22 protein-coding genes and 1 pseudogene are annotated in these 23,596 nt (G+C 60.1%); 11 read left to right on the top strand and 12 right to left on the bottom strand.

Going from position 1 to position 23,596, the window contains the following annotated elements:
- Positions 1-653 precede the first annotated feature (653 nt).
- From X739_RS140605 to X739_RS140625, 5 genes and pseudogenes are all read left to right on the top strand, one after another.
- Positions 654-2,000: a family 1 glycosylhydrolase gene (locus X739_RS140605; RefSeq protein WP_031252367.1), complete on the top strand. Its 1,347-nt coding sequence runs from the start codon at positions 654-656 to the stop codon at positions 1,998-2,000.
- A complete protein-coding gene (locus X739_RS140610) occupies positions 1,987-2,724 on the top strand; it encodes an SDR family oxidoreductase (RefSeq protein ID WP_023795861.1) in 738 nt (245 codons plus the stop codon). Before X739_RS140605 ends, X739_RS140610 begins: the two co-directional genes overlap by 14 nt.
- A gap of 1,148 nt (positions 2,725-3,872) precedes the next feature.
- On the top strand, positions 3,873-4,901 hold the full coding sequence (locus tag X739_RS140620) for a chemotaxis protein CheB (RefSeq protein WP_023795859.1): 1,029 nt from the start codon (positions 3,873-3,875) through the stop codon (positions 4,899-4,901).
- Between the two features lie 166 nt (positions 4,902-5,067).
- Positions 5,068-5,697, top strand: a pseudogene (locus tag X739_RS01000000166575) (transposase); the annotation flags it as partial.
- A 12-nt stretch (positions 5,698-5,709) separates the two neighbouring features.
- Positions 5,710-5,928 carry a hypothetical protein gene (locus tag X739_RS140625; protein ID WP_023795857.1) on the top strand — a complete coding sequence of 73 codons (219 nt, stop codon included), beginning with the start codon at positions 5,710-5,712 and terminating at the stop codon, positions 5,926-5,928.
- 756 nt (positions 5,929-6,684) lie between these two features.
- Here the strand turns inward: X739_RS140625 and X739_RS140630 are convergent.
- The 3 genes from X739_RS140630 to X739_RS04185 all read right to left on the bottom strand — a co-directional run bounded on the left by X739_RS140630 (position 6,685) and on the right by X739_RS04185 (position 8,823).
- Positions 6,685-7,566 (bottom strand): SMP-30/gluconolactonase/LRE family protein, encoded by an 882-nt coding sequence (locus tag X739_RS140630; RefSeq protein ID WP_023795855.1) that lies wholly within the window; start codon positions 7,564-7,566, stop codon positions 6,685-6,687.
- Positions 7,567-8,182: 616 nt separating this feature from the next.
- Positions 8,183-8,437, bottom strand: a complete 255-nt coding sequence (locus X739_RS0135455) for a hypothetical protein (RefSeq protein ID WP_023795854.1) — start codon at positions 8,435-8,437, stop codon at positions 8,183-8,185.
- Positions 8,438-8,502: 65 nt separating this feature from the next.
- The gene (locus X739_RS04185) at positions 8,503-8,823 is read right to left on the bottom strand and encodes a hypothetical protein (protein ID WP_023795853.1); all 321 of its coding nucleotides are present in this window, start codon (positions 8,821-8,823) and stop codon (positions 8,503-8,505) included.
- Between the two features lie 856 nt (positions 8,824-9,679).
- Between X739_RS04185 and X739_RS140640 the strand changes: the two genes are divergently transcribed.
- Positions 9,680-10,585, top strand: a complete 906-nt coding sequence (locus tag X739_RS140640; RefSeq protein WP_023795851.1) for a LysR family transcriptional regulator — start codon at positions 9,680-9,682, stop codon at positions 10,583-10,585.
- On the opposite strand, the gene X739_RS140645 is transcribed toward X739_RS140640, so the two are convergent.
- The 4 genes from X739_RS140645 to X739_RS140660 all read right to left on the bottom strand — a co-directional run bounded on the left by X739_RS140645 (position 10,569) and on the right by X739_RS140660 (position 15,022).
- Positions 10,569-11,273, bottom strand: a complete 705-nt coding sequence (locus X739_RS140645) for a peroxiredoxin-like family protein (RefSeq protein ID WP_023795850.1) — start codon at positions 11,271-11,273, stop codon at positions 10,569-10,571. The genes X739_RS140640 and X739_RS140645 overlap by 17 nt on opposite strands.
- Positions 11,274-11,627: 354 nt before the next feature.
- Positions 11,628-13,022, bottom strand: a complete 1,395-nt coding sequence (locus tag X739_RS140650; protein ID WP_023795849.1) for an NAD(P)/FAD-dependent oxidoreductase — start codon at positions 13,020-13,022, stop codon at positions 11,628-11,630.
- Between the two features lie 36 nt (positions 13,023-13,058).
- Positions 13,059-14,216, bottom strand: a complete 1,158-nt coding sequence (locus X739_RS140655) for a patatin-like phospholipase family protein (RefSeq protein ID WP_023795848.1) — start codon at positions 14,214-14,216, stop codon at positions 13,059-13,061.
- 23 nt (positions 14,217-14,239) lie between these two features.
- Complete coding sequence (locus X739_RS140660; protein WP_023795847.1) at positions 14,240-15,022, bottom strand: 3-hydroxybutyrate dehydrogenase; 783 nt, start codon at positions 15,020-15,022, stop codon at positions 14,240-14,242.
- A gap of 272 nt (positions 15,023-15,294) precedes the next feature.
- Here X739_RS140660 and X739_RS140665 point away from each other — a divergent pair, with 272 nt between their 5' ends.
- Entirely contained in the window at positions 15,295-16,206 is a 912-nt protein-coding gene (locus X739_RS140665; RefSeq protein WP_023795846.1) for a LysR family transcriptional regulator, read from the top strand.
- Between the two features lie 62 nt (positions 16,207-16,268).
- On the opposite strand, the gene X739_RS140670 is transcribed toward X739_RS140665, so the two are convergent.
- From X739_RS140670 to X739_RS140690, 5 genes are all read right to left on the bottom strand, one after another.
- Positions 16,269-16,694 (bottom strand): DUF302 domain-containing protein, encoded by a 426-nt coding sequence (locus X739_RS140670; protein WP_245273948.1) that lies wholly within the window; start codon positions 16,692-16,694, stop codon positions 16,269-16,271.
- Between the two features lie 76 nt (positions 16,695-16,770).
- Positions 16,771-17,973 carry an MFS transporter gene (locus X739_RS140675; protein ID WP_023795844.1) on the bottom strand — a complete coding sequence of 401 codons (1,203 nt, stop codon included), beginning with the start codon at positions 17,971-17,973 and terminating at the stop codon, positions 16,771-16,773.
- A gap of 90 nt (positions 17,974-18,063) precedes the next feature.
- On the bottom strand, positions 18,064-18,546 hold the full coding sequence (locus X739_RS140680; protein ID WP_023795843.1) for a cupin: 483 nt from the start codon (positions 18,544-18,546) through the stop codon (positions 18,064-18,066).
- A 193-nt stretch (positions 18,547-18,739) separates the two neighbouring features.
- The gene (locus X739_RS140685) at positions 18,740-19,654 is read right to left on the bottom strand and encodes a LysR family transcriptional regulator (RefSeq protein ID WP_023795842.1); all 915 of its coding nucleotides are present in this window, start codon (positions 19,652-19,654) and stop codon (positions 18,740-18,742) included.
- 240 nt (positions 19,655-19,894) lie between these two features.
- Positions 19,895-20,149: a hypothetical protein gene (locus X739_RS140690; RefSeq protein WP_023795841.1), complete on the bottom strand. Its 255-nt coding sequence runs from the start codon at positions 20,147-20,149 to the stop codon at positions 19,895-19,897.
- Positions 20,150-20,453: 304 nt separating this feature from the next.
- Between X739_RS140690 and X739_RS140695 the strand changes: the two genes are divergently transcribed.
- From X739_RS140695 to X739_RS140710, 4 genes are all read left to right on the top strand, one after another.
- A complete protein-coding gene (locus X739_RS140695) occupies positions 20,454-21,248 on the top strand; it encodes a patatin-like phospholipase family protein (RefSeq protein WP_245273947.1) in 795 nt (264 codons plus the stop codon).
- A gap of 230 nt (positions 21,249-21,478) precedes the next feature.
- Positions 21,479-21,748 carry a DUF2282 domain-containing protein gene (locus X739_RS140700; RefSeq protein ID WP_023795839.1) on the top strand — a complete coding sequence of 90 codons (270 nt, stop codon included), beginning with the start codon at positions 21,479-21,481 and terminating at the stop codon, positions 21,746-21,748.
- Between the two features lie 42 nt (positions 21,749-21,790).
- A complete protein-coding gene (locus X739_RS140705) occupies positions 21,791-22,819 on the top strand; it encodes a DUF692 domain-containing protein (protein WP_023795838.1) in 1,029 nt (342 codons plus the stop codon).
- Positions 22,806-23,591: a DNA-binding domain-containing protein gene (locus tag X739_RS140710; RefSeq protein ID WP_023795837.1), complete on the top strand. Its 786-nt coding sequence runs from the start codon at positions 22,806-22,808 to the stop codon at positions 23,589-23,591. The genes X739_RS140705 and X739_RS140710 overlap by 14 nt, the downstream gene beginning before the upstream one ends.
- The last annotated feature ends 5 nt before the right edge of the window (positions 23,592-23,596 follow it).

The following is a 23,596-nucleotide window of genomic DNA, read 5'->3' as shown; positions in this document are numbered from 1 at the left end:
CGACCTGCTTGGGCTAAACGCGAAGGCTAGGACATGGTGCGCAAAGGCCAAACGAGCGAGTGACTACTTAGTGGCGGCATCGGGTGCCCACATGTTGAGCCGCGCGGCGGGCAACGAAAAGCTTAAGTCCCCCCATTCCCCTTGTGGTGCGCCTTGGTGGTCCGGCTTTAAGCTCTCGTCCATTTCCAGCCCCTTCAATGCAGATGACTTGGAGCCAACACTTTTGAGTTCTCCCTTCGTTTGGCTTCCCAGTGATGGATGATCCTTCGTCACTCCGGATATTCTCGCTGCACTATTACCGCCAGCTGGGACCCGGTCATTGAACCCGGCATCCGGTGATCGGTAAACAGAACATCTAGCGGGCCATTCGACCTCAGGTAGCTCCAGGCTTCGTCGGCCGTGCTTGCCTCGATGACTTCGAGGCCAGGGAAGCCCCGGAGGGTGTCTGCGATGTCAATGCGAATGAACAATTCGTCTTCCACAACCATTATCGCGGCGGGTGACAGCTGAGCCGCGATCCCACAGCTCAGCTTCGATGATCCGCCAGCGGTCCGCTCGTCCTCCGGCCGACACGGTTAGGGTTTGGGGCAGCCGATTAGCCGGAACTGCGCTGCAAGCTGGACGTTAGCAGCTTGGCTGGCCTAGGTCCCTTCATGTTCAATTTCGTCTTTGCTACCGGCATTGAAAACAGCGCTCCCACGATCAGGGGAGGACGGGAGCGGGTCGACGAAATGGAGAAATGTCGCTTCTACCAGCAATGGCGCACCGACTTCGAACTGCTCCAGGAACTGGGTCTTCGCTTTCTCCGCTACGGGCCTCCAATTCACAAGACCTGGCTGGGCGACGGACACTACGACTGGACCTTCGCCGATGAGACCTTCGCTGACCTGAAGGCCAGGGATGTTCTTCCGATCGTCGACCTCTGCCATTTCGGCGTTCCAGACTGGGTGGGCAATTTCCAGAACCCGGATTTTCCGCTGCTGTTTGAACGTTACGCGCACGACTTCGCGACCCGCTTTCCTTGGATCCAGCTCTACACGCCCGTCAATGAGATGTTCATCTGCGCCACGTTTTCAGCGCGCTGGGGTTGGTGGAACGAGCAACTGAGCACCGATACCGCCTTCGTCACCGCCCTCAAGCATATCGTGAAGGGCAACGTGGTGGCGATGCGGGCAATCCTGCAAGTGAGGCCCGACGCTATCTTCATTCAAAGCGAATCCTCGGAATACTTCCACGCCGACTCCCCGGAGGCCGTCGGCAAGGCGGAGCGTTTCAATAGCCAGCGCTTCCTATCGCTCGACCTCAATTACGGGCATGACGTCGACGCGCGCACTTATCGCTACCTGCTCGAAAACGGGATGACCGGGCAGGAGTACAGCTTCTTCCTGGAAAACCATTTGCGCAGGCATTGCGTGATGGGCACCGACTATTACCAGACCAACGAGCACCGGGTCTGGGCGGACGGGACCACGTCGGCTTCCGGCGAGGTGTTCGGCTATGACGAGATTACGCGCCAGTATTTCAACCGTTATCGCCTGCCTGTGATGCATACAGAGACAAACATCCGGGAAGGGCCGAACGGGGACGAAGCCGTTTACTGGTTGTGGAAGGAGTGGGCCAACGTGCTTAGGATCCGCAACGACGGCATACCTATCGTGGGCTTCACTTGGTACTCGCTCACCGATCAGGTGGACTGGGATAGCGCCCTGCGCGAGAACAACGGAAGGGTCAATGCGGTCGGCCTCTATGACCTGGATCGCAACCCCAGGGCGGTGGGAACCGCATACAAGGCGCTCATCGCCAACTGGAACAAGCTACTCGCCACCCAAAGTGTCTGCCTCGCTTTGCCCGTCTTTTTGCCGTCCGAGCAGGACGACCCAAGTGTTCGCGCGCAGCAGGACTATGCGCGGGGCCTTTTGCATGTGGACCGGATCGCCGAAGCTGGGGCCGAACCGCTGGAACCCTCCAAGGACAAGGTGAAACCCGATGCGCCTGGCTGACAAGAGCGCGATTGTGACTGGCGCCGCAAGTGGCATTGGGCTGGCCATCGCGGCCCGCTTGGGCGCCGAAGGCGCCCGGGTTATCATCGCCGACCTCGATGGAGGCCGTGCGCAGGCGGCCGCACAGGCGGTCCGAAAAGCCGGCGCGCCGGACACCGCCGTCTCGGTTTGCGACGTTTCAGACGAGATTGCCGTCGGGCAGTGCTGTCGACTGGCCCTCGCGCGATTTGGCAGGTTGGACATCGTCGTCAACAACGCCGGCCTGATAATGTTCAAGCCCCTCGAGGCGTTCACCAGCGCGGACTGGCTGAAGGTGCTGAGTGTGGACTTGCTGGGGGCAGTCCATTTCACGCGTGAGGCTTTCGCGCACATGGCCCATGGCGGGTCGATCGTGAACATCTCGAGCGTGCACGCGCTCGAAACGACGCCGCATGTCGCTCCCTACGCAGCGGCGAAAGCCGCGCTGCTGTCGCTCACCCGGTCCACAGCGATCGAAGGCCGGGCGTGTGGCATACGCGCCAATGCTATCCTGCCAGGGGCCATCGACACACCGATGCTTTGGGAAAATCCGAACATTAAGTCCGGCGTCGAAACCATCAGCCCGGAAGATGTCGGTAAGCCGGAGCAGATTGCCGCGGCCGCCGCTTTCCTGGCTTCAGACGACGCCGCCTTTGTCAACGGCGCGGCGCTCAACGTGGATGGCGGCCGGTTGGCGCGGCTCTAGACGTGCTGTCTGATTTTCATGGAGCGAGGCTGTTTAAGGCAGATTTTCGCCTAAACGGCGCCGCTATACGGCGTCGGCTCCCGGTTCACTCGTCCGGCAATGTGGATAGAAATCGCGAGAGGATTGGATGCGAGGTACACTCCTTACAGGAACTATGGCTGCCTATTCGATAGCAAAGCTCCGCCGGGCGACGTGTGTATCGGCTCAACCTGCAGCTGGTGTCAAATGATTATGGCCATGCCTTGGTTATAGAAATCCGGTGGATTGTACGCTCCCAGAAAATGCGGGCGAGTTGTCGCCTTGAGAGCTAACGCCTTTCATTGTTTGGCCGACATGCTCCTCCCTCTCTCGAACCGACTGTTCGTCAGGTCGACGGTGTTCCTCCGAGCGACGCCTCTGCTCGGCGGCAAGAAATTCGCGGTAGGCGAACTCCGCCTTCCGGCTTCCTCCCGCTCAGCCACGAGGTCGCCCGCGGTGCCTCACCCAAACCTGCTGCACGCGGCGGCGGCACGCATTCCCAATGCCACGGAGATATCGTCCGAGGTCACGGAACTCGCGGCGCAGCCGGATGTTTTCCTGGACTAACGGAGGATCGCAGGATGTCTGGAGATGAAGATTATCGCAGAGTCGCCCAGCTGTGACGCCTAAGATCCACCAGTCGGAAAACCCGCCGGGCAGGCAAAGAGGTCGGCTAAGAACGTCGCTATGGAAGGGTGGATGATGGCGATCGCATCAATCAACAATGTGCTGGTTCATAGCGCCTGCTATCGATTGACGACATCGACACTGCGCTGAGGAAAGCGGAAAATCAATAACGAACGAGGAGCGAACCTTCGCCGATATGTTGCCAGCCAACCGTGACGCCATTTCCTTTCCCATCCGGCTCCTGCTGATGGCGAAGCATTCGCAAGGCGAAACCGACGTCCCATTGTTTTCAGAACTGGCGAAGATGGTCGGCCAGACGAAAGGTCCCCACACCGATTAAGGGCGACGACAAACGCGAGCCGGCCGCGTCTGATCGGTCAAGTGAAAACGTTGCCAGCGAAGAGTTGGACTTTTTTGTGAGGAACGGCGAAGCTGAACAAGCGTCAGCCGCTATCGCGAGACTCCCGCGTTGCGGGTCCAACCGCACAGGAGCAGGACTGTATATGACGAAGCGAGACATCATCGCGATCGGCGGTTCGATGGGCGCGATCGAAGCTGCGAAGGATCTCCTCGCGGGGCTGCCTGACGACTTCCCTGCTGCCGTGCTGATGGTCATCCATGTTGGTGCACGGGGGCTAAACCACTTGGCAGCAATGTTTGAGCCCAACTCGCGGCTTCCAGTCACCACCGCCGTGGATGGCGATATGCTGGAGCAGGGCCATGTCTACGTTGCGGCAGCTGACCATCATCTGATCGTCGTCGATGGGGTAATCAGGCTGGGCAAGGGCCCTCGCGAGAACTTGGCCCGTCCTGCGGTTGATCCTTTGTTGCGATCAGTCGCAATCTCCTATGGCCCGCGGGCGGTAGGGGTCATTCTCAGTGGGCTTCTAAACGACGGGGCGGCTGGCCTAGCGGCAATCGCGCGGTGTGGCGGGGCAACCGCGGTACAAAATCCGGCTGACTCAAAAGCTTCCGATATGCCGCTTGGCGCGCTCTACGGGACGGACGTCGATTATCGTGGATCAGCAGCCGATCTCGCGACGGTGCTAACGGAGCTCGTTACGCAAGACGTCGAGACATCGTTCGAGGTGCCCGCTGATCTGGAGCTGGAGGTTCGCATCGCGCTGGGGAGACGATCCGATTCCTCCACGATTTCCACCATCGCCGATGTCACGCCAATATCCTGCCCTTCGTGCGGCGGCGTCTTGTCTCAGATGCGCAGCGGTCCTCCTCTCCGCTTTCGGTGCCAGGTTGGCCATGCATTCACTGCCGAGGTCCTGGCCGAAGAACAGGAGCCGTCCGTCGACGAAGCGATCCGCACTGCGCTACGGATTATAGAGGAGCGTGTCGTGCTTCTTGAAAAGATGGCTATGCAAGCCACCCAGGCCGGACAAACCTACAGCGCGAGAGAGTACGAGCAGCGCTCGGGGGAGCTGCGCGAACAGGCGACAATTCTCAGAACAGCGGCAATGCGCCCTGGAGCAGCATTGGCTTTGGAGATGGGCCACAGCCACGCGCTTACCACCAGTTAAGTTTGACCAACAACTGGCGCCCATGGCGACCGCTTTGAATTAGGGCTTCAGCCGGGCGGGCTTACCATCAACGACCCGGAGGGATGCGATGACAATGTCGTGCTGGTCTCGCCGCGCCGTTTTTTTTCTGAGGCTCTGGGCCAGCGAATCGCCGTCATCGTCGCGGATTGGCGTGCATGCGGACGGCCGGCGCGAGGTCCTGGGCATGGAGATTGGCACGTCGGAGGCCGAGCCGATCTGGACGGAGTTCCTGCGCAAGCTGACACGCCGCGGCCTGCGCGGGGTGAAGCTCGTCGTCTCTGACGCGCACGAGGGTCTAAAGAGCGCCGTCACCAAGGTTCTGTCGGCGACATGGCAGCGTTGCCGCGTCCACTTCATCAGAAACGTGCTGGCCCACGCCGGCAAGAGCGGCCGCCGCGTCGTTTCGGCCTTCATCGCCACCGCCTTCGTCTAGGAGACCCGAGGCCGCGTCCGTACAATGGCGCGCCGTTGCCGACCAGATCCGGCCGAAGGTGACGAAGCTGGCGACAATCATGGACGACGCCGAGCCCGACGTGCTGGCCTATATGACCTATCCACTCGACGAATCCGATCGAGCGTCTCAACGGCGAGATCAAGTGGCGCACCGAGGTCGTCGGAATCTTCCCCAATGACGATGCGATCGTGCGCCTCGTCGGCGCGATCTGCTCGAACAGAACGATGAATGGGCAGTGCAGAGGGCAAGATACATGACGCTGGAACGGTCAGCCAGATGAGCGATGATCCCCTCATCAGCCTGCCAGCTGTGGCGCGCTGATCAGCCCGGCCCATGCCGGAGAGCACGGCGACGAATGCCGTCAGCTACACCACGCTGCGGGACACGATCCGGCCGGGCGTTACCACCGCCCTCCAAACGCTCGAATATCGGGGGCTGGTTCATGCCAAGCGCGGCGAGATCACGATCGTCGACCGCACCGGAATGATAAAACTCACGGATGGTGCATATGGCGAAGGGGAGCAACATCAGTTCAGCATAGAGGCTGCCTGATCGTCTGGAATCGGACATAGGGCTGAGACCACCAAAGTCCTGCCGTAAACCAAGTTGGTCAGGGTTCAGGGAGGAATTCTCGATGACCAACTTTTTTCACTCCATCACGGTTGAAAGAGCTACCGAGGCCTATGTTCTTTCAAGAGGCAAGGCTCGGTTCCTCTCCATNGGAGTTGCTGGCGACCCTATCCCTCGTTCACGGCGTACCGGTGGCCTTCGACACAAACTCAGCCGATGGCGTAGCGCCGCAGCTCCATTCGTAGGGCGGAGATGCCTGCGCTCGCGCAGACGCCTACCCTGTCGGACGTTCGCCAAGCATCCGGCAGCTTATTGACGCTCGGCAGACCGAGTAACTCGATATCCGAGGTCATTCAGGTAACGAGGGCGAGCTTTTCCACTTTGCGAATTGACCGATTGGGAACTCAGCAACTTCGTTGCCCGAACCCAATTGATGCGGGATTTGCGATCGATTTCGACGCATGGTTCCTTGAAGGTGTGGTTTCGCTAGCCGAAGACGCCTGCCGAGAAACACAGCACCTCAGTCGTTGGTGCTGTGTTTCTCGGCAGGCAAAACCGACAGTATGTGCGAAAGCAGCGATGACGAAGTTTCAACACGCCCCAGATCGTTATTTTCACCTTCTTGGCTGGCGCGGAAGGACTGGCGTGCGGCCAAGCCCTATCGACTTTGCCAGCGCTGAGCGCGGCGGCATAATTGGCGCCGCAAACCACGGCAGGCTGCAGGCATGGCCGCCATGCTTAAAAATTCGTGACGGCGTAGACCTTGCCCGCATAAGGCGCTGCGGATTTATCGTCCACGGCAGTGACAAAGATTGTTTTGCCATCGGCACTGAATGCTAGGTTGGGAGCGGCGGCTGAGGGGACATCTATGGTTTTGAGCAGCTTCTTTGTTGCCGGATCGACCACCAGAATTCGACCGGCACTATACTCGCCGATGTACAAGTTGCCGTCCGGTCCGAGCTTGATGCCATCCGGATACGCCGCTGCGGGTTCCCCTAGCTCGTAGAGACGCAGGTAGAGCCGCCGATCCGAAAGAGATCCATCGCCGGCGATTTTGAACTGGATAACGCGGCCCGCCTCGGACTCGTTCACGTAGAGCGTTTGACCGTCCTTGGAGACGACCAACCCATTGGCGTAGTGTATATCCTTAGCAAGGACACGGATCTTGCCGTCCGCCGCGACATGGACGATCTTTCCCACGATCGGGCCGCTTTCCCAAGGACCAGACAGGGACACGTAGGCGCCGCCTTTGCCGTCGAGCGCGATGTCGTTTGGTCCGAGTAGCTTCTGGCCCTCATCGTCTTGAGCGAGAACCGTCTTGGTCTTGCCTGCGGCATCGGTCAGCACAATGGTGCCATTGTCGTAGCCTGCGATGATAAAGCCGTCACCAAATCGCTGGACCGCATTGGCGCCCGAACCTTCCTTCTGCCAGACGACAGTCCGCTGACTGCCATCCCATTTGTCGATCTCTCCTGCGCCGTATTGAGCATAGTAGAGCACCCCGTTCTCGACGAAAGGCCCCTCGGGAAACCTGGCATCAGGATCGATGACCTTCACATCGGCAGCAAAGGAAGAACCGCAGCAGAAAACCATCGTCGCGGCGACAACAGCGAGTTTCATGTCCGACCTCCATTCTCAGGGCATGCAAGGTAACAGAAGGCACTATTTCTGTTTGTCGAAAAGGCGACTTTGACTTTCAGAAAGGACACGAGGCGGCCGATTGCAAGGTGCCTGTGCAGACCACGAATTCGGACATTTTCTTCAGATTACATCGACCATGTCGTGCAGCGGCCGATCCCCACGAAATCGTGGAAGATGCCGTCGCATCAGGGTATACTCCAAGCTGATGTAACTCCGCCGACATCACCGGTCGTAACATTGGGGTTCACATCGACCATTTGTGACAAGGTATCGTCGTGCTTAAACCTTTGGGTTACATCAATAAGGCCGAGATGGCAGACGATGCGCTCGCTGGCTCAGGCCGGCCGGGCTCATCTTCGCGAACCTGTCGCAATGAGCCATGCCCTTTCCGAGTTCGGCTGCGGACATCGGTGTCGCTGAAGCCACCGTCTTGTAACGCAGCAAGGACCTCCTCCGGCTCTCGCGGGGTGAAGATATCTGCTGGCATGTTCATCCGATCCATATGCGCCTTGGGAAGGAAGCCCAGCACGACTCGCCCGCCGGGCCTGAGGATACGTGCGAGCTCCGCAGATCCATCTCTGAGGCTTTGCCAGAATTATATCGCGTGAACGATGAGGGCTTTGTCGAATGCCACATCCGGCAACGGCGTATTTTCGACTGTCCCGACGCGGAACTCGGCCCGTCCTGAGCGCCCGGCATCGGCGGCGTCCGTTTTGTTCGGTGTCATGTCCAACGCGGACTTGGGATGCCCGGCGTCGATGCAGATCGCCGGAAGTCCTTCGGCGCTCAAGGCATGATAGAACCACACCGACAACGGTCCGGTCTCGAACTCCACCCGCTCTGCAATCATGTGACCGCTTCCGGTCTTAGGGCGACTCGCTCCCGCGACCCATGTTTGAAATTTGCCAGCCAGCCTCAATCGAGCTTCTTGATGCGCCCCTTTTCGAGACGAAACGCGCCGTTCTGTCCGCCCTGACGTGCGAAGTCGGTCTGTAGCTCATCCCATGTGCCAAGATACTCGCCGCAACCGACGCAATTGATCGGCGTGCTAGGTTGGGCGTCTTTGGGAATGTGCAGTCGGATAATGCGGCAATAGGGGCATTCCAAAAGATGATCCAGATACTTGCCGGCCATAGTTTCAGTGATCGTCGTCGTCTTCCTCGCCCGCCGCAATAGGTTGACAACGTTGCCGATCACGTCAGCGGCTCGCTTGCGGCCTTTGGGTCCGGTGGGCATATGGATCGTCCTTAAAAACGGTGCCCGGGCAAGCGGGCCAACCGCAGCGATAATCTCAGCCGTTGGGATATGCGCGTCATTACAGCAGCGGTAAGGTTGAATACATGCGACGTGAGGTCAGGATGGTTGATGCTGTTAGCCACGTAACTGTCGAACAGTTCTCGGGCGCGGTCGGACACGGGTCTTCTCCAAGCTCTCGCTAAAACATATAGGAGTTTGGCACGCGGCGCGACAATAGCGTTCGCGCGGCAAATTTCAAACGATGCAAACGTTACGGACCTGGACGGGCAGCGTCGCGGACATGATCGAGACCGACGAGAACGCGGCTATCCGCGAGTGGGGACGAGCTCGAGCGGGTGACGACGAAAATCGTCTCGGTCGTTGTGGACGCGGTGATCCTTGCGATGTCCGGACGGGTTCGCGGCCTGGGCGCCGGCACTCAGAATCTACCTCCAAATACCCGCTTCCCAAGTTTCGCCCCTTCCAGCTCTGCACGCTGACTGACGACATTCCGGTGGGAACGACCTGGCTCTTCGAGATGAAGTTCGACGGCTATCGGGCGGGCAGGACCACCTTGAACTGGCGGGTCCAGTCATGGCCGCCGCTGCGGGAACTCTGACTTACGGCAGTCCGCAGGTCGCCATCTCCGGATCGGAAGTTGTCGTCTACACCCGCAACGGGAAATCAATGACTTACGACATTTTTGTAAGCGTTGTGACGACCTAAAGAATGACCGGCCCCTGTGACCTCAAAGACGAATTTAGGCGTCGGCTTTGCCTTGGCCCCCTGTTGCGTTAGCATGGGCACAAATTAGCTATCGCTGACGAATCGGATTTCGCTGAGGGGGCGAAAATTCATGGAGATGCAGCAGGTCCGCTATTTTCTGGCTCTGTCCAACACGCTTAATTTCACCAGAGCAGCGGAAGAGTGCAATGTCACGCAGCCGGCACTGACGCGCGCAATCAAGACCCTTGAAGACGAATTGGGTGGGGAGCTGCTTCGGCGCGAGCGCCAGCACTCCCATCTGACCGAGCTCGGCCGGCGCATGCTGCCTCTGCTGCAACAATGCTACGATGCTGCGACTTCCGCAAAATCTCTTGCAAAGGCTGTGCAGAGCAGCGACGTGGCGCCTCTCAACGTCACCATTTCCAACAGCGTCAACATAGCTCTACTGGTCTCACCCTTCACTGAGCTTTTCCGGGCCTACCCAGGCGTGCATCTCAAGATCAGTCGCGGTTCGCCTACCGCTGTCATCGAAGCCCTCAAGAACGGCGAGGTCGAACTCGCGGTTGCCGGTCCGCTGGGACAGGCCTGGGATCGGCTCGACACATGGCCACTTTTCCAGGAAGGGATCGAGCTCGTCGTGAACTCCGATCACCCTCTTGCCCGCCGAAACGAAGCGGACGTCGCGCTGAGCCAGTTGGCCGCTGAACCGGTGCTCAGTCGGATCGACTGGGAAACGAGTGAAGATCTGTCGCGCGGTCTCTCGGCCAAAGGAATTACGCCTCGCACGGCACACGAGGTTGAAACCGATCAGGACCTGTTGGCGCTGCTGGAAGCCAATGCAGGCGTTGGCTTTGTCTCCACGACTGCACCCCGCTCGCCCAACGTCCGCAGACTCAAGCTGCGTGATCTGGATGTTTTTCGCATCGTCGCCGTCTACGCGGTCGCCGGTCGACATCGCTCACAGGTGGCCATGACGCTCCTCAACCTGCTGCGATCGACCGACTGGTCGACATTCTGCGTCAGCGAGCCCGCCTGAGTGCGGCGATCAAGTCGTCGATGTCCATCCGCCGACGGTAGTCGGGATCGACGAACCTATCTGTGATGATGCCATCAATTCCGACAACGAAGGTAGCCGGGATGGGTAGGAACCAGCTGTTGTTGCCCTGATAGTTCGGCAGATCGAGGCCGAGGCCCATCAGACGCTCCATCTCGGCTCCCACCCAGATCGCCAGGTTGAGGGACAAAGCGTAGCCATTGTCCATATCGGTCAGGAAAGGAAATTGCGCACCAACCGACGCCTTCATAGCCCTCGCGAATTTGCGCCGCTCAGGCATGATCACCGCAACCTGGCCGCCCAGTGTCGCAATCTCCTGTTGGGCTTCGACGATGCCGATCGCATTCAAGCGGCAATAGGGACACCAATGTCCGCGCTGAAAGGTTATAACGGCCGGCCCGTGGGCAAGGATTTCAGATAGGCTCACGAGCCTGCCCTCGTCGTCAGGCAGCAGAAATGCGGGCATGACGTCGCCGGGGGCGGGAGCACTTGCCCCGGCCCCCTGCTTCCGGAGGCGCGCTACCAGCCGGTCAACCGCGTCAGCGAAGTCCGAATTCAGTCGGCGAACTGCACGCGCGATCACCGCCAGCCGCTCGTTCAGAGGCGCATCGAGTTCTATGGCAGCCTGAACGGACTGTTCGAATGTCATGGGCTGTTCGTCGGCGGCCATGTCTGGACTTTCGCATTTTGCATGCAGCTTATCATTGAAGCCCCGTGAGCACGGCCATGCTTTTCCTGCATGGAGTCGATGCCTTGCGTGCATCGAAGCTGCGGAGGTTCATCTTCTGTTCGATACCTTGAGACGAAGCGTTACAGCATGTTCGTGATATCTGAGGCGAAAGTCGAAAAGCCCGGAGACCACTTGTCGGCCATTATGACTTTTGAGTCGTTCGACCTCTTGACACGTGAGCCGCCGCAACGAGGACTTTCTTCGGAAAGCGTCCGCTATTCGGTCCCGCAAGGTTGCGCGTCTCTATCATCGCTATCGACAGCCCAGGAGCGCATGTGCTCGGCCTCCCGAGACTCAATGCAGTTTGACTCGCGGCCTGGCGCGGCGTGACAGGAAACCGATTGCTGTGTCCAGTACCGTCTTGAAGGTCCCGTGCACGGCCTTGAGATGCATCTTGTAGAGCGAGCGATACATCAGCCGGGCAAACAATCCTTCTACCTTCAGCCCGCCGACCAAGCTGCCGAACGTGCCGTAGTCGGCCAGTGAAACGAGAGAACCGTAGTCGCGGTAGCGGAACGCCGGCGCCGCCTGCCCTTCGAGGCGTGCGGCGATCACTTTGACCATATGATCGGCCTGCTGATGGGCCGTCTGGGCGCGCGGCGGCAACGGGCTATCTTGTCCGGGGAGAACGCAGTTGGCACAGTCGCCAATCGCAAACACATTCTCGTCGCCCCTGGCCCGCAGCGTATCGTCCACAATCAGGCGGTTGATCCGGTCCGCGTCGAGGCCATCAAGCTTCTTCAGGAAATCCGGCGCCTTGATCCCGGCGGACCAGACGACCAGTTCCGCCGGGACGAAGAGCTTCTCCCCAAGCCTGACGCCGTCCTCCGTCACCTCGGTGACCTGGATCCCGCAGCGTATCTGGACACCGAGGTCGCGCAGTAGATGCGCCGAGGCACGTGCCAGATGCTCGGGCAAAGCCGGCAGGATGCGCGGCCCCGCCTCAATGAGGGTGATGCGGATCAGCCTTTCGAAATCGATGTTGTCGAGGTTGTGCGACGCGATCTCCCGCATCGACTTGTGCAGCTCTGCTGTCAGTTCGACGCCCGTGGCGCCTGCGCCAATGATGACGCAATGGAGTTGACCAGGCGACAGCTGCTCGTATTGCGCATTGGCACGCAGGCATGCATCTATCATACGCTTGTTGAACCGGGCGGCCTGTTCGGCCGTGTCGAGTGCGATGGCGTGACGAGCGGCCCCTGGCGTTCCGAAGTCATTGCTGACGCTGCCGACGGCCATCACCAGCGTGTCATAGCCCAGGACACGTGGCGGAATGATCTGCCTCCCGTCGTCGTCGAAGCTTGGGGCGACAAAGATTTGTTGTTTGGCACGGTCGATGCCGACGACTTCCCCGATTCGGTATCGATAGCCGTGCCGGCTGGCATGGGCGATATATTCGACGGCGTCCTGCGATGCGTTCAGGGCACCGGATGCCACCTCGTGTAGAAGGGGTTTCCAGATGTGCGTGCGGTTGCGATCGACGAGCGTGACGGAAGCCCGCCGCTTGCCGAACTTGTGGCCAAGACGCGTCGCCAGCCCCAGTCCGCCCGCGCCGCCGCCGACAATGACCACACGATGCAGAGAGCTGTCCGCGTGAGATGGTGTCTCCTGTATCGCACGGAAAATGGCGGCATTGTTGGCGAGCACGGCTTCCGGAACCAGTCGAATCCCCGGAGTGATCATTTCCATCTGTGTTCTCCGTCATTCTTCTCGGCGTCGCACCGATCACTCTTGCGATTCGTGGATGACGATGCCTTGCAGCATGTCGACGTCGCATTCCCATGGCTTTTCCGAGAGGACGCGCTGCCCGTGCTCGTATCCGGCCTGCCAGCGCGTGCGGATGCCTGCGCGGGTGAAGTCGATGTCCTTCGTGTGGTCCTCGCCGTCGAGGCGCGGTGAAAGCAAGCGCACAAGGTGCATGACCGACGGGCAGCCATATGAGGCAAGTTCCTTGAACATCGGATCCTCACGGCGCTCCTCGGGAACCAGCCTTCCCATTTCCCGCACGACATGCCGCAGGCGGTGCAGTTGCTCTTGCCGGGCCACGTGGCTCTTGCCCCGACTGGCATATTGAAGGTCCTTTTGCCGGCCCATGACTTGCCAGATCGATTTCGGCTCGGTTGCGCGGGGCTGCCACATGTTGACGGCAAAGATCAGCGAGTCGCGCCGTGGACGCGCGTCGAGCACGACCTCGATGGGTGTGTTCGAATAGATGCCCCCATCCCAGTAAGGCTCGCCGTCGATGCAGACCGCCGGAAACGCCGGCGGCAAGGCGCCCGATGCCATGATGTGCGCCGCCGACAGAGTCATTTCCCTGGTGTCGAAGTATTTGAGTTCGCTGGTGTTGACGTTGACCGCGCCGACCGTCAGACGGGTATGACGCCGGTTGAGATAGTCGAAGTCGATCAAGTCATTGAGCGTCCGCTTGAGCGGATCGGTCGTGTAGTAGGACGCGTTCTCGACCCCAACTTCGCGGTTCACTCCAAACATGGCGCTCGGATTGGGTTCGAAGAATCCCGGTATGCCGCGCATGACGGTGCCCATATTGGCAAAGACATTGCTTGGAACCATCATCCGGAAAAACTCATCGAGCGGGCTGACACGGCTGACGCTTTCCCAGAATTCTTGAAGCCTCGCGAGCCGGACCGTTGGTTCGTTTCCGGCAATCAACGCCGCGTTGATGGCGCCGATCGAGGTGCCAATGACCCAATCCGGCTCAATCCCACCTTCGACGAGCGCCTGGTAGACACCGGCCTGATAGGCGCCTAGAGCACCGCCGCCTTGCAGCACCAACACCGTTTGTCGGTGGACGGCAGCATCGGCCAGTTGGGCGAGCTCCGGCAAAGGTTCAGCGGTCGGAGGATTTCGGGTGATCTTGTTCATGGTCTTTGCTCCTCGTTGCCGGTTCAATGAGCGGTCCAGCCGCCTTCGATCGGAATGACGGCGCCGGTGATTGAGGCGGCTTCGTCCGACGCCAGGAACAGGCAAAGCGCCGCAACCTGCTCAACCGTCACGAACTGCTTGGTCGGCTGCGCAGCCAGCAGCACATCCTTGATCACCTGCTGCTCGGTGATACCGCGGGCCTTGGCCGTGTCCGGTATCTGCTTTTCGACCAGCGGGGTGAGCACGTATCCCGGGCAAACCGCATTGACAGTGATGCCTTGTTCGGCGACCTCCAGCGCGACCGTCTTTGTCAGACCAGCAATGCCGTGCTTCGCGGCGACATAGGCGGATTTGTAGGGCGAGGCGACAAGGGCGTGGGCCGACGCAACGTTAATGATGCGGCCCCATTTGCGTTCTTTCATGGCCTGCAGCGCACGCCGGATCGTGTAGAATGACGACATGAGATCGATCGCCACCACTGCTTCAAATTTTTCAACCGGAAAGTCATCGATCGGCGCGACATGCTGGATGCCCGCATTGTTGACGAGGATGTCGATCACGCCGAACTCGGCGATTGCCTTGTCCATCATCGCCGTGATCGCGCTGCCCTTGCTCATGTCCGCACAGTCGTAGCGAACAGTCACGCCATGCTCCGCGGCAAGCTTTGCCCGCAACAACTCAATCTGACCGGGATCGCCGAAGCCGTTCAGAACGATGTTGGAGCCCTTCGCGGCGAATGCTTCGGCAATGCCTTGGCCGATGCCGCTGGTCGAGCCCGTAATCAGTGCCGTCTTTCCTCTGAGCATCGCTGTTTCCTTCGATTGAAGCCGCAGCCGACATGGCTGCGAACGGATGGGAGCACGGGCCTTTGCGCCCGGGCTCAAGTTCTAGACCGAGTATGGGGGGCCGCTGGAGACAGCGGAAATGCCGTTGAGACATGGATTCGATAGCCGACGGTCAGACGCCAATCTGTCGCCTGGGACCCTCATCACCAGATCGGGTTGTGTGACGTAGGGGCAACTAGTAAGATCACCCCGCAACACGGAGTGCCGTATGCCAGCCGCTGGGGGAGCGCGCAGTGGAGATCAGCCAGGTCAGATATTTCTTGGCCGTTGCCAAGGAACTGAACTTCACCAGGGCGGCCGAGCTGTGTAACGTTACGCAGCCGGCACTGTCACGCGCGATCAAGCTGCTCGAAGACGAGTTCGGCGGAGCGCTCTTTCACCGCGAGCGACGCTTTACACATCTGACGGAACTCGGTCGCATGGTCGAGACCTATCTCGAAGGCGTTTTCGAGAACTCCAGGCAGGCAAAGCAGATTGCCGAGCAATACGTTCACCTCAAGAAGACGCCTCTCCGGGTCGGCATCATGAGCACGATAGCTCCGGATGAAATCATCGAACTCATCTCGTCCGTGCGCACGCATCATCCCGGCGTGGAGCTTCATCTTTGCGACGCTGACGCACCGAGCTTGCGACGGCGGCTGCTCGGAGGCGACCTTGAGGCAGCTATTTACGCGCTACCTTCAAAAGTGCCCGATGAGGAAGTTCACTCCTTGCCGTTGTTTCAGGAACAGATGGTGATGGCTGTTCATCTCAGCCACCGCCTGGCCAACCAGCGCAGCGTGCGGGTGACGGATATGAGCAATGAGACCTACATCCACCGCAACAATTGTGAATTTGCCGGTTATGCCGATGCCATTCTGGCCGACCAGGGCGTCACGGTCAGTCCCGTTTACTGGAGCGATCGTGACGATTGGACGCTCGCGATGATCGCCGCCGGGCTTGGTTTCGGGTTCATGCCGGAGCATACCGCCAAGCACCCCGGAGTGGTGCCGTTGCCGATCACCGATCCGGAGTTCTGGCGCGAGGTCAATCTCGTCACGGTGCGCGGTCGCAAGCATTCGCCGGCGGTTGGCGCACTCGTGCGCGAGGCCACGCAGAAGAGGTGGTTTGGCGAGCGGGCGAAGGGGTTGTCCGCCGCCGAATAGCCTCTGCGCGCAACACGTTATTTTCCCATGCCGGGCGATGGATCTCCGTCACATGTGCACGATCAGTTTTTCCTAATCGTCGACGTCACCGACTGGATGACCTCGGTTGCCATCTTGAATTGCGGGGCGCGGTCGGTGATGCCATGACGCTTGGCGATCCAGTCAAAATCGCTATAGGCCGCGTAAACCGTCCCGTCGGCAGTCTGGTAGACCAGCACGCGCACCGGCCAGTCGAGACCGGCTTCGGGATTGGATGTGATGAAGGTCGTGCCCAGCGCCGGGTTACCGAACATGACTAGCCGCGACGGCCTGACATCGTTGCCGGCGCTATTGCCAAGCTTTGCCTGGTCGATGACGCCAAAGAACTTGATGCTCTTCTTGAGGACATCCTTCTTGATGCGGGCGACGGTTTCAGTGACGGAATAGTCGCTCTTCACCGTGACAACGCCGTCCGAGGCGGCAGCCGGGACGACGATCGTCACAATCATGGCGGCACCGGCAAGCAAGGTTTTGAGGTAAGTGGTCATGTCAGTCTCCTTTGTTGGAAGGTCAAATTTCGGAACGCTAGATTTTTGGCGTTTGCAGCATACGGGCGACCACGATCGCACCGGCGAGGACCGCGGCGAGCACCGCCACACATGCGGTCCAGCCGATCCGGTCGTAGATTTGGCCGATGACCAAGCTACCGGCGAGCCCGCCCGCATAGTAGGAGGCGAGGTAGATGCCGCTTGCGGCGGCTCGGTCGCGCGAGGCGGTCCGGCTGACGTGCCCCGTAGCCAAGGCCTGCGCCAGGAAGGTGCCGATGGCGACCAGCGCCATCCCGGCAAGAACGATCGGCAGGCGGGGCGTCAGCAGCAGAAGCAACCCCAGAATCGCCAGCGCAAGCGTAGCGCCGATGCCGGTCCGTAGGCCGAGGCCCGCAGCGACACGTCCGGCGAGCGGCGTGGTCAGCATGGAGGGCAGGAACACGAAATACACCAGCCCCAGCGCCATCGGCGACAGCGATAGCGGCGCAGCGACGAGCTGAAAGTTTACGTAGGTGAACGTGCCGATGAAGACGAAGAGGATCAGGAAGGCGATCACGAAGCAAGCGCGCAACTCGGCGTTTTCCAGCGGGCCTTTCCAGGTCGTGCTGGCGAGACCGCCCTTCGCGTCGGCGCGCATCATTGCAGATGTCCTTTGCAGCGTGAACCAGACAAGAACGGCACCAAGCAGATTGAGGGCGGCGAAGGTGAGGAAGTTGGTGGAGATGCCGAAAATGTCGGCGACGGCGGCCGACATCAGCCGTCCGAAAAAATTGCTGGCGACATTGCCCGTCACATAGGCGGCAAGCGCACTGGTTGTCTGCCGTGCGGAGAAATGCTCGGCCAGGTAGGCCATCGTAAGCGTGAACGCGGTCGACATGCACAGGCCTTGCGCTACGCGCAAAAGGGCGAAGACGACGATGCTGTCTGTTTGCGACAGCAGCGTCGTTGGGATGGAAAGGATGGCGAGGCTGATCCAGATGCCATTGCGGCGATCTATGCCGCGCCCGAACAGAGCGACAGCGATCCCGGCTACCGCCATGCCGAACGTGCTGGCATTGACGGCGAAACCCATGGTCGCGCGGCTGACGCCGAACTTTATCACCAACGAAGGAAGGATTGCCTGGGTGGCGAACAGATCGACAAGCGTGAGAAACGCGATCAACGCAACAAGGCCAAAGCGCCAACTGTCGGCGGCCACCGTGTGCAGCCGCGCCGTCTCTGTCTGTTCACTGGTGGTCATGACGAGGCTCCGTGGCCGGACGTCCCCAGGTAATCACCTGAGGACGCGCTTTCGGTTGCTGAGGGTGGACTGTTCGCCGAAATGTCCGGATCACATCATGTGGTCGTCGGGCATCGCGGGCGGCAAGACGTCGGCGGAATAGAGCACGGCGGGAACCTTGCCGTTGTTCTTCCACCAATGGGCGAGCTGGCCGAACTCGGCGGTCACATCGCCAGCCGGGTGCTCGATACCCACTTTACAGGTGCTGCGATATTCGGTGATCGAGCCTTCGATGATGAGGATGTTGGCCGGGCGCAGATTGTGCTCATGCCACGGCACGACGCCGCCCGGCTGAACGACGAGCTTGCGAAGACGCAGCATATTGCCTTTCCAGGCCTCACCCTTGCTGCTCAGATCGATGGCTGAGAGAACCGTGTCGACAACGCCAACCGGTTTGCTCGGATGTTCCTGAACATCGGTCGTTGCAGCCTGGCCGGCAGGGCAGTCGCCGGCGAAGGCCGGAGCCGAGGAAAATGCAGCGGTTGCCGAAAGCAGACCCGCCGCAAGTGCAAGGGTGATTTTCTTGATAGCCATCTTGTATTCTCCTTTGTCGGTGCCCAAACGCGGGAGGCGGGGCATGACGGGGAGAGTGACCGGAGCGATCCGAAAAGAGAAATGCTGACTGGCTCTGAAATCGATACCTGAAAACTATGGTAGACCACAGAAACTGCATCAGGACCACACGCGGCAACCGCCTCGCGTGATCCCCTAATTCTTCGATCTTGCTTCAGGCAGCGGTCTTATGGATCGCCTGGACGATTGCGCTCTCAGGCCAGCCATGCGCCCTGACACTGTTTACGAAAGCCGATGCCGCAGGCGAAAACCTGCGTCCCGCAACGACAACCAGGGATACTTCCCGCCAGACCTCAGGATCAATGACGGGACGGACCTGCAACCCTGGAATCACCGCACTGAATTCGGGAATGAAGCAGATGCCCAGTCCTCCGGACACCATATTCTGGATCCAGTCCTCGCGTTCACTGGCGTAGGAGATCCTGAGCTTCACACCCCGATCCGTGCACAGGCCGGCGAGGTGATCGCGATACTCGCAATTGAGACGTCTGAGATAATTTTCGCCATCGAGTTCGGAGATGGCCACGTTGTCATTGCGGGCCAGCCGATGGCCGTTTGGAAAGGCGAGGACAAAGCGCTCGCGATAAAGCGGTGTCACGTCGAAGCGGTCCGGAAAACTGTCGCTCGACGCCATGATGGCGACGTCGATCTCGCCGGACTCCAGAAGTTGGGAGAGCGATGCCGGCACGCCCTCAACCAGTTGCAGCTGGATGCCCTGTTGCCGCCGATTAAAGTCGGTCAGCAGGCCGGTGAAGCGACGGGGCCCGATCGTGCACATGACGCCGACCTTAAGGTTGGCGTTTTCTAGGCACAGGAACCTCGATGCCTCCTGCCGCACTCCAGTCAGTTCGTCGAGGATCTGCTGAAAACGGGGGCGGAGCAGCACTCCCAGGTCAGTCAGGTGGGTCAAGCTTCGTTCACGGCGAAACAGCAGCCCTCCGACCTCTTCCTCGAGTTGCTGGATGGCGCGGGACAGAGCCGGCTGAGTGACGTTGCACTTTTCGCCTGCCCGCGTGAAGTTTCGCGTCTCACACACGGCCAGGAAGTAACGGATGTGGTGAATGTCCATGCCGATTTGTCCCGAGTTGCAGACGAGGCTGTTCGTGCTTCCGAGACTGCCGCAAGGCCCGCTTTGGCGCCAATGCACTGCGGCTATAAAGTCGATAGCGGTCCGTCATGGCGCCCATGACGGGCGCGCGCTGCGGACAGTTTGTGTTGCGCTACAGCTGGCCACCGCCAAAAGACGGTGGCGAGCAGACCGCTCGCCACCGTGACTAACCCGCGGGTTGCCCGGAATGACCTAAGCAGCTCAGTTGGCGCCGCCAAGCGCCAATACGTTGGCGCAGAACGCAGCGTGCGGCTTGCTCATGGCTGCGTCATTGCACATCTTCATCATCGTGTCCCGATCCCCCCGAGGCGCAGCCAGCCAGGCCTTTTTGAAACCGGCCATCGGCTTCATCGTTTTCATGCGGGCATCGCTATAAAATGACGGCAGCGACGCCAGATCGCTAAAGGCATCGGCGGATGCATGCCCGGCCAAAAGACCAAGGGCGAAAGCCCCCAAACAGACTGATTTTATTCTCATGACACGCTCCTATTAGTGCTGCAGGCCTGCCGGCGACCGTCTTGGCCACAGTCCCAAAGCGAGATCACGGGATTCTCGCCAGCCTGGCAAAACCTTGCGGCGCGCAAGGGATTGTAGCCAATGCAATCTCCCTATGGAGTTCATGCCACCTTGGCATTTCGCTAATGGAGGATCATGCGGCAGCATCTCCATCAAACGCCTTGCCTGGCGTTTCGGGAGGAGACCCAAGATGCAAATCCAGGCCGCAACCGAGGAAACCTTCATTGCCGGTGCAAGACCCGCGATGGAAGACAGCCAGCTGATCGACATTACCTTGGCAAACGACGCGCACGGCGCATTTGTCTGGGGCGTGCTCGATCGCTTGCTGGATGAACCTCGCCTTTTCTTCCGCAGCATCACCGCATCCGGTTTCGGAGGCATGGAAGCAGCGGTTCTTGCCTATGGACTGGCTTTGGGCGGCAGGCGTGGGGCAAGGACGGCGCTTACCAATTTCTGGCGGCGCGTCAGCCACGCATCGATGTCTGTGGCCTCAACAGCCAATCCACTGAGATCAATCCTGGAGCAGTCCATCGAGATTGCCGAGTTGCACAAAAACAGCTGCCGTTTGAAGCTCAACATCCTGGCTTCGAATGTCCGCACCGACACCATGACGGTTTTCTCCGGCGACCGATTGTCGATCGATGCCATCCTGGCGGGAGCGACAGTCCCATTCCTCTTCCCGGCCGTGGAAATCGACGGCGATGCGTATTGGGGCGAATGCGATTTGTCGGCCTTGCCGCCTGTGCAGCCGATCGAGGCTGGGCATTGGCTCATCGTCAGCGGCAAGTCCTCCGGCTGCATGACGCCTTGTGCCGGTTACCGCCTCGACGCAAACGCCGTGAACTCTGCATCTGCCCACACCATCTGCGACAGTCACCACACAACGAGCGCTGCACTGTTTACCAAGCCTTGCAACGACTGGGGCGAATTGACCGAGATGCGTGACCGCGGTCGGCAGCGAGCCGAGGACTGGCTTCTCGCCGACCATCCAAGCCTGAGCGAAAGCTCGGTCCCCGACAACAAACATCGATACGTCTAGGCGCTTTCCTCCGCCTGGCTGCGCCGGCTTCGCCCCGCTCGCGAAACTGCAGGCGCCAAAGCCCTCCGGTTCCCCACCGGAGGGCTTTTTGCTCGTTATCCTTCAACATAGTGACGGCGTATCAAATCCATGCCGAGACAGCATTTCAGCTTCATCGCGCGTTCGACGACACTGCTTGCAGACAGGCCGCCAGGTCAGTCTTCCCTCGAAACGCAACCAGGAGAAACGCCGTGATCAACACCAAGAACCTCATCGGATCGGCTCTCGCCGCCGCCACCACGCTGGCCGCGACCGCCGCCTATAGCGGCCCCGCCGCGCAGCCCAGCTTCTCGTTCGAGAAGTGCTATGGCGTCGTCAAGGCCGGTCAGAACGACTGCCAGACCGCGACGCATTCATGCGCGGGCACCTCGACCGCCGACAACCAGCCGGACTCCTGGCTCTACGTGCCCGCAGGCAGCTGCGCCAAGATCACCGGCGGCAGCGACAAGCCGAAAGCCTGAACAACCAGACTTCGAGGCAACCCCTAGGAATGGAGCAGACCGATGTCCCGTGCGTTTCAAGATATCGCCGTCCCCGCAACCGCGGGCATCGGTCTTCGCTCTCCTCACATCAGCGAAATGCTGAGCCGCAGGCCTTCCGCCGGCTGGCTTGAGGTGCATGCCGAGAATTATATGGGCGACGGCGCCGCCGTCGAGGCGCTTGAACGGCTGCGTCAGCTATATCCGTTGTCAGTTCACGGTGTTGGCCTGTCTCTGGGCAGCGCACAGGGGGTGGACCGCGACCATCTGGAAAGGCTGCGCAAGGTCTGCGAGCGGTTCCAGCCTGATCTCGTCTCGGAGCATCTTGCCTGGAGCGTTGCCGACGGAGCGTATCTCAACGACCTGCTGCCGCTTCGCTATGACGAAGAGGCGCTGGCGATCGTGGCGCGCAACGTGGCGACCGTCCAGGACACGCTGAAGCGGCAGGTGCTGATCGAGAACCTGTCCGCCTATGTCGCGTTTGTCGACTCCTCGATGAATGAAGCTGAGTTTCTAGCCGAGCTGGTGGCGCAAACTGGCTGCGGCCTGCTTCTGGACGTCAACAACGTTCAGGTTTCGGCGCACAATCTGCAATACGACGCAAAGACCTTCATCGACGCTTTGCCCGCTGATGCCATCGGTGAGATTCATCTTGCCGGTCACGCGACCAATCACGTCGGCCGCGACACCGTGCTGATCGACGATCACGGCTCTCGTGTGCCGCCAGTTGTGTGGGGGCTCTATCACCATGCCATCAGCCATCTCGGGCCGCGCCCTACGCTGATCGAATGGGATACCGATGTTCCGGTTCTCGACGTGCTGCTCGGCGAGGCCATGTGGGCCGACATGCTCTCCGCTTCGATCATGTTCAGCCGCAAGCAGGCCACAAGGCAGACCGCCCCGACTTTGATCCTGCCGGTGTCCAGCCTGCCAACTTTCGAAAACACCCGAACCAGCATGCCTGTGCTTGCGGCATTTGCCGCCGCCAGAGCCAAACCGGCCATGCACCTGGCTTTACCGACAATCGAGGGAGGATATCATGCTGCCGCTTGAACATTTGCAGACAATCGTGGCGCGCTCGGTGCTGGCCATCGAGCCTCTGATCGACGCGAAAATGCTGACCGCTGGCAAGGCCGACCCAATGGCTCGCCTGCGCATCTACCAGAACAATACGCGCAGTTCGTTGACTGCCGTTCTGATGGCTGTCTTCCCCGTTACGGCTCGCCTCGTCGACGAACGTTTCTTCCGCTTTGTGGCGAGCGAGTTCATTCGACGGCATCCGCCGGCGGAGTCACGCCTGGCGCGTTATGGCGCGGGCTTCCCTCGCTTCCTGAAGACCATCGCCACCCTGTCCGACATGCCGATCGTCGCCGAGACGGCGCGGCTCGAATGGGCCATTGCCGAAGCGCTCGATACAGCTTCGCTGCCGGCCCGCAGCCTTGCGGAATACGACAGCACCGACCTTGGGCTGTCGCCGGATATCCTGCTCCAGCCCTCATTGCGACTGATCGTCTCGCACTGGTCGGTCCTATCGGTATGGATGGAGCATCAACAAGGGACGGCGATCGACAAAAAAAACACTTGGACAAGGCGGCCCGAACGGGTGGCGCTGTGGCGATCGGGGAACTACGTGCGGCTTTTTCTGCTCGACCGCGCGAGCTTCGCCTTCTGGCATTCGCTGAAGCACGGCTTCGGCCTTGAGCATGCCACTGACCGCGCCTTGGCACTCGACTCGGCCTTCGACCTGGTTGCAGCGCTTGTGCGTCTGTTTCGCGACAGACTCGTCACCGACGTTCGCGTCCCGGTGCACCCCCTCTCAAACTGAAGGAG

Source organism: Mesorhizobium sp. LNHC209A00 (assembly GCF_000502915.1).
Taxonomy (GTDB): Bacteria; Pseudomonadota; Alphaproteobacteria; order Rhizobiales; family Rhizobiaceae; genus Mesorhizobium.
Note: the sequence above shows the minus strand (reverse complement) of the source record. Positions and strands in the feature narration are given on the sequence as shown.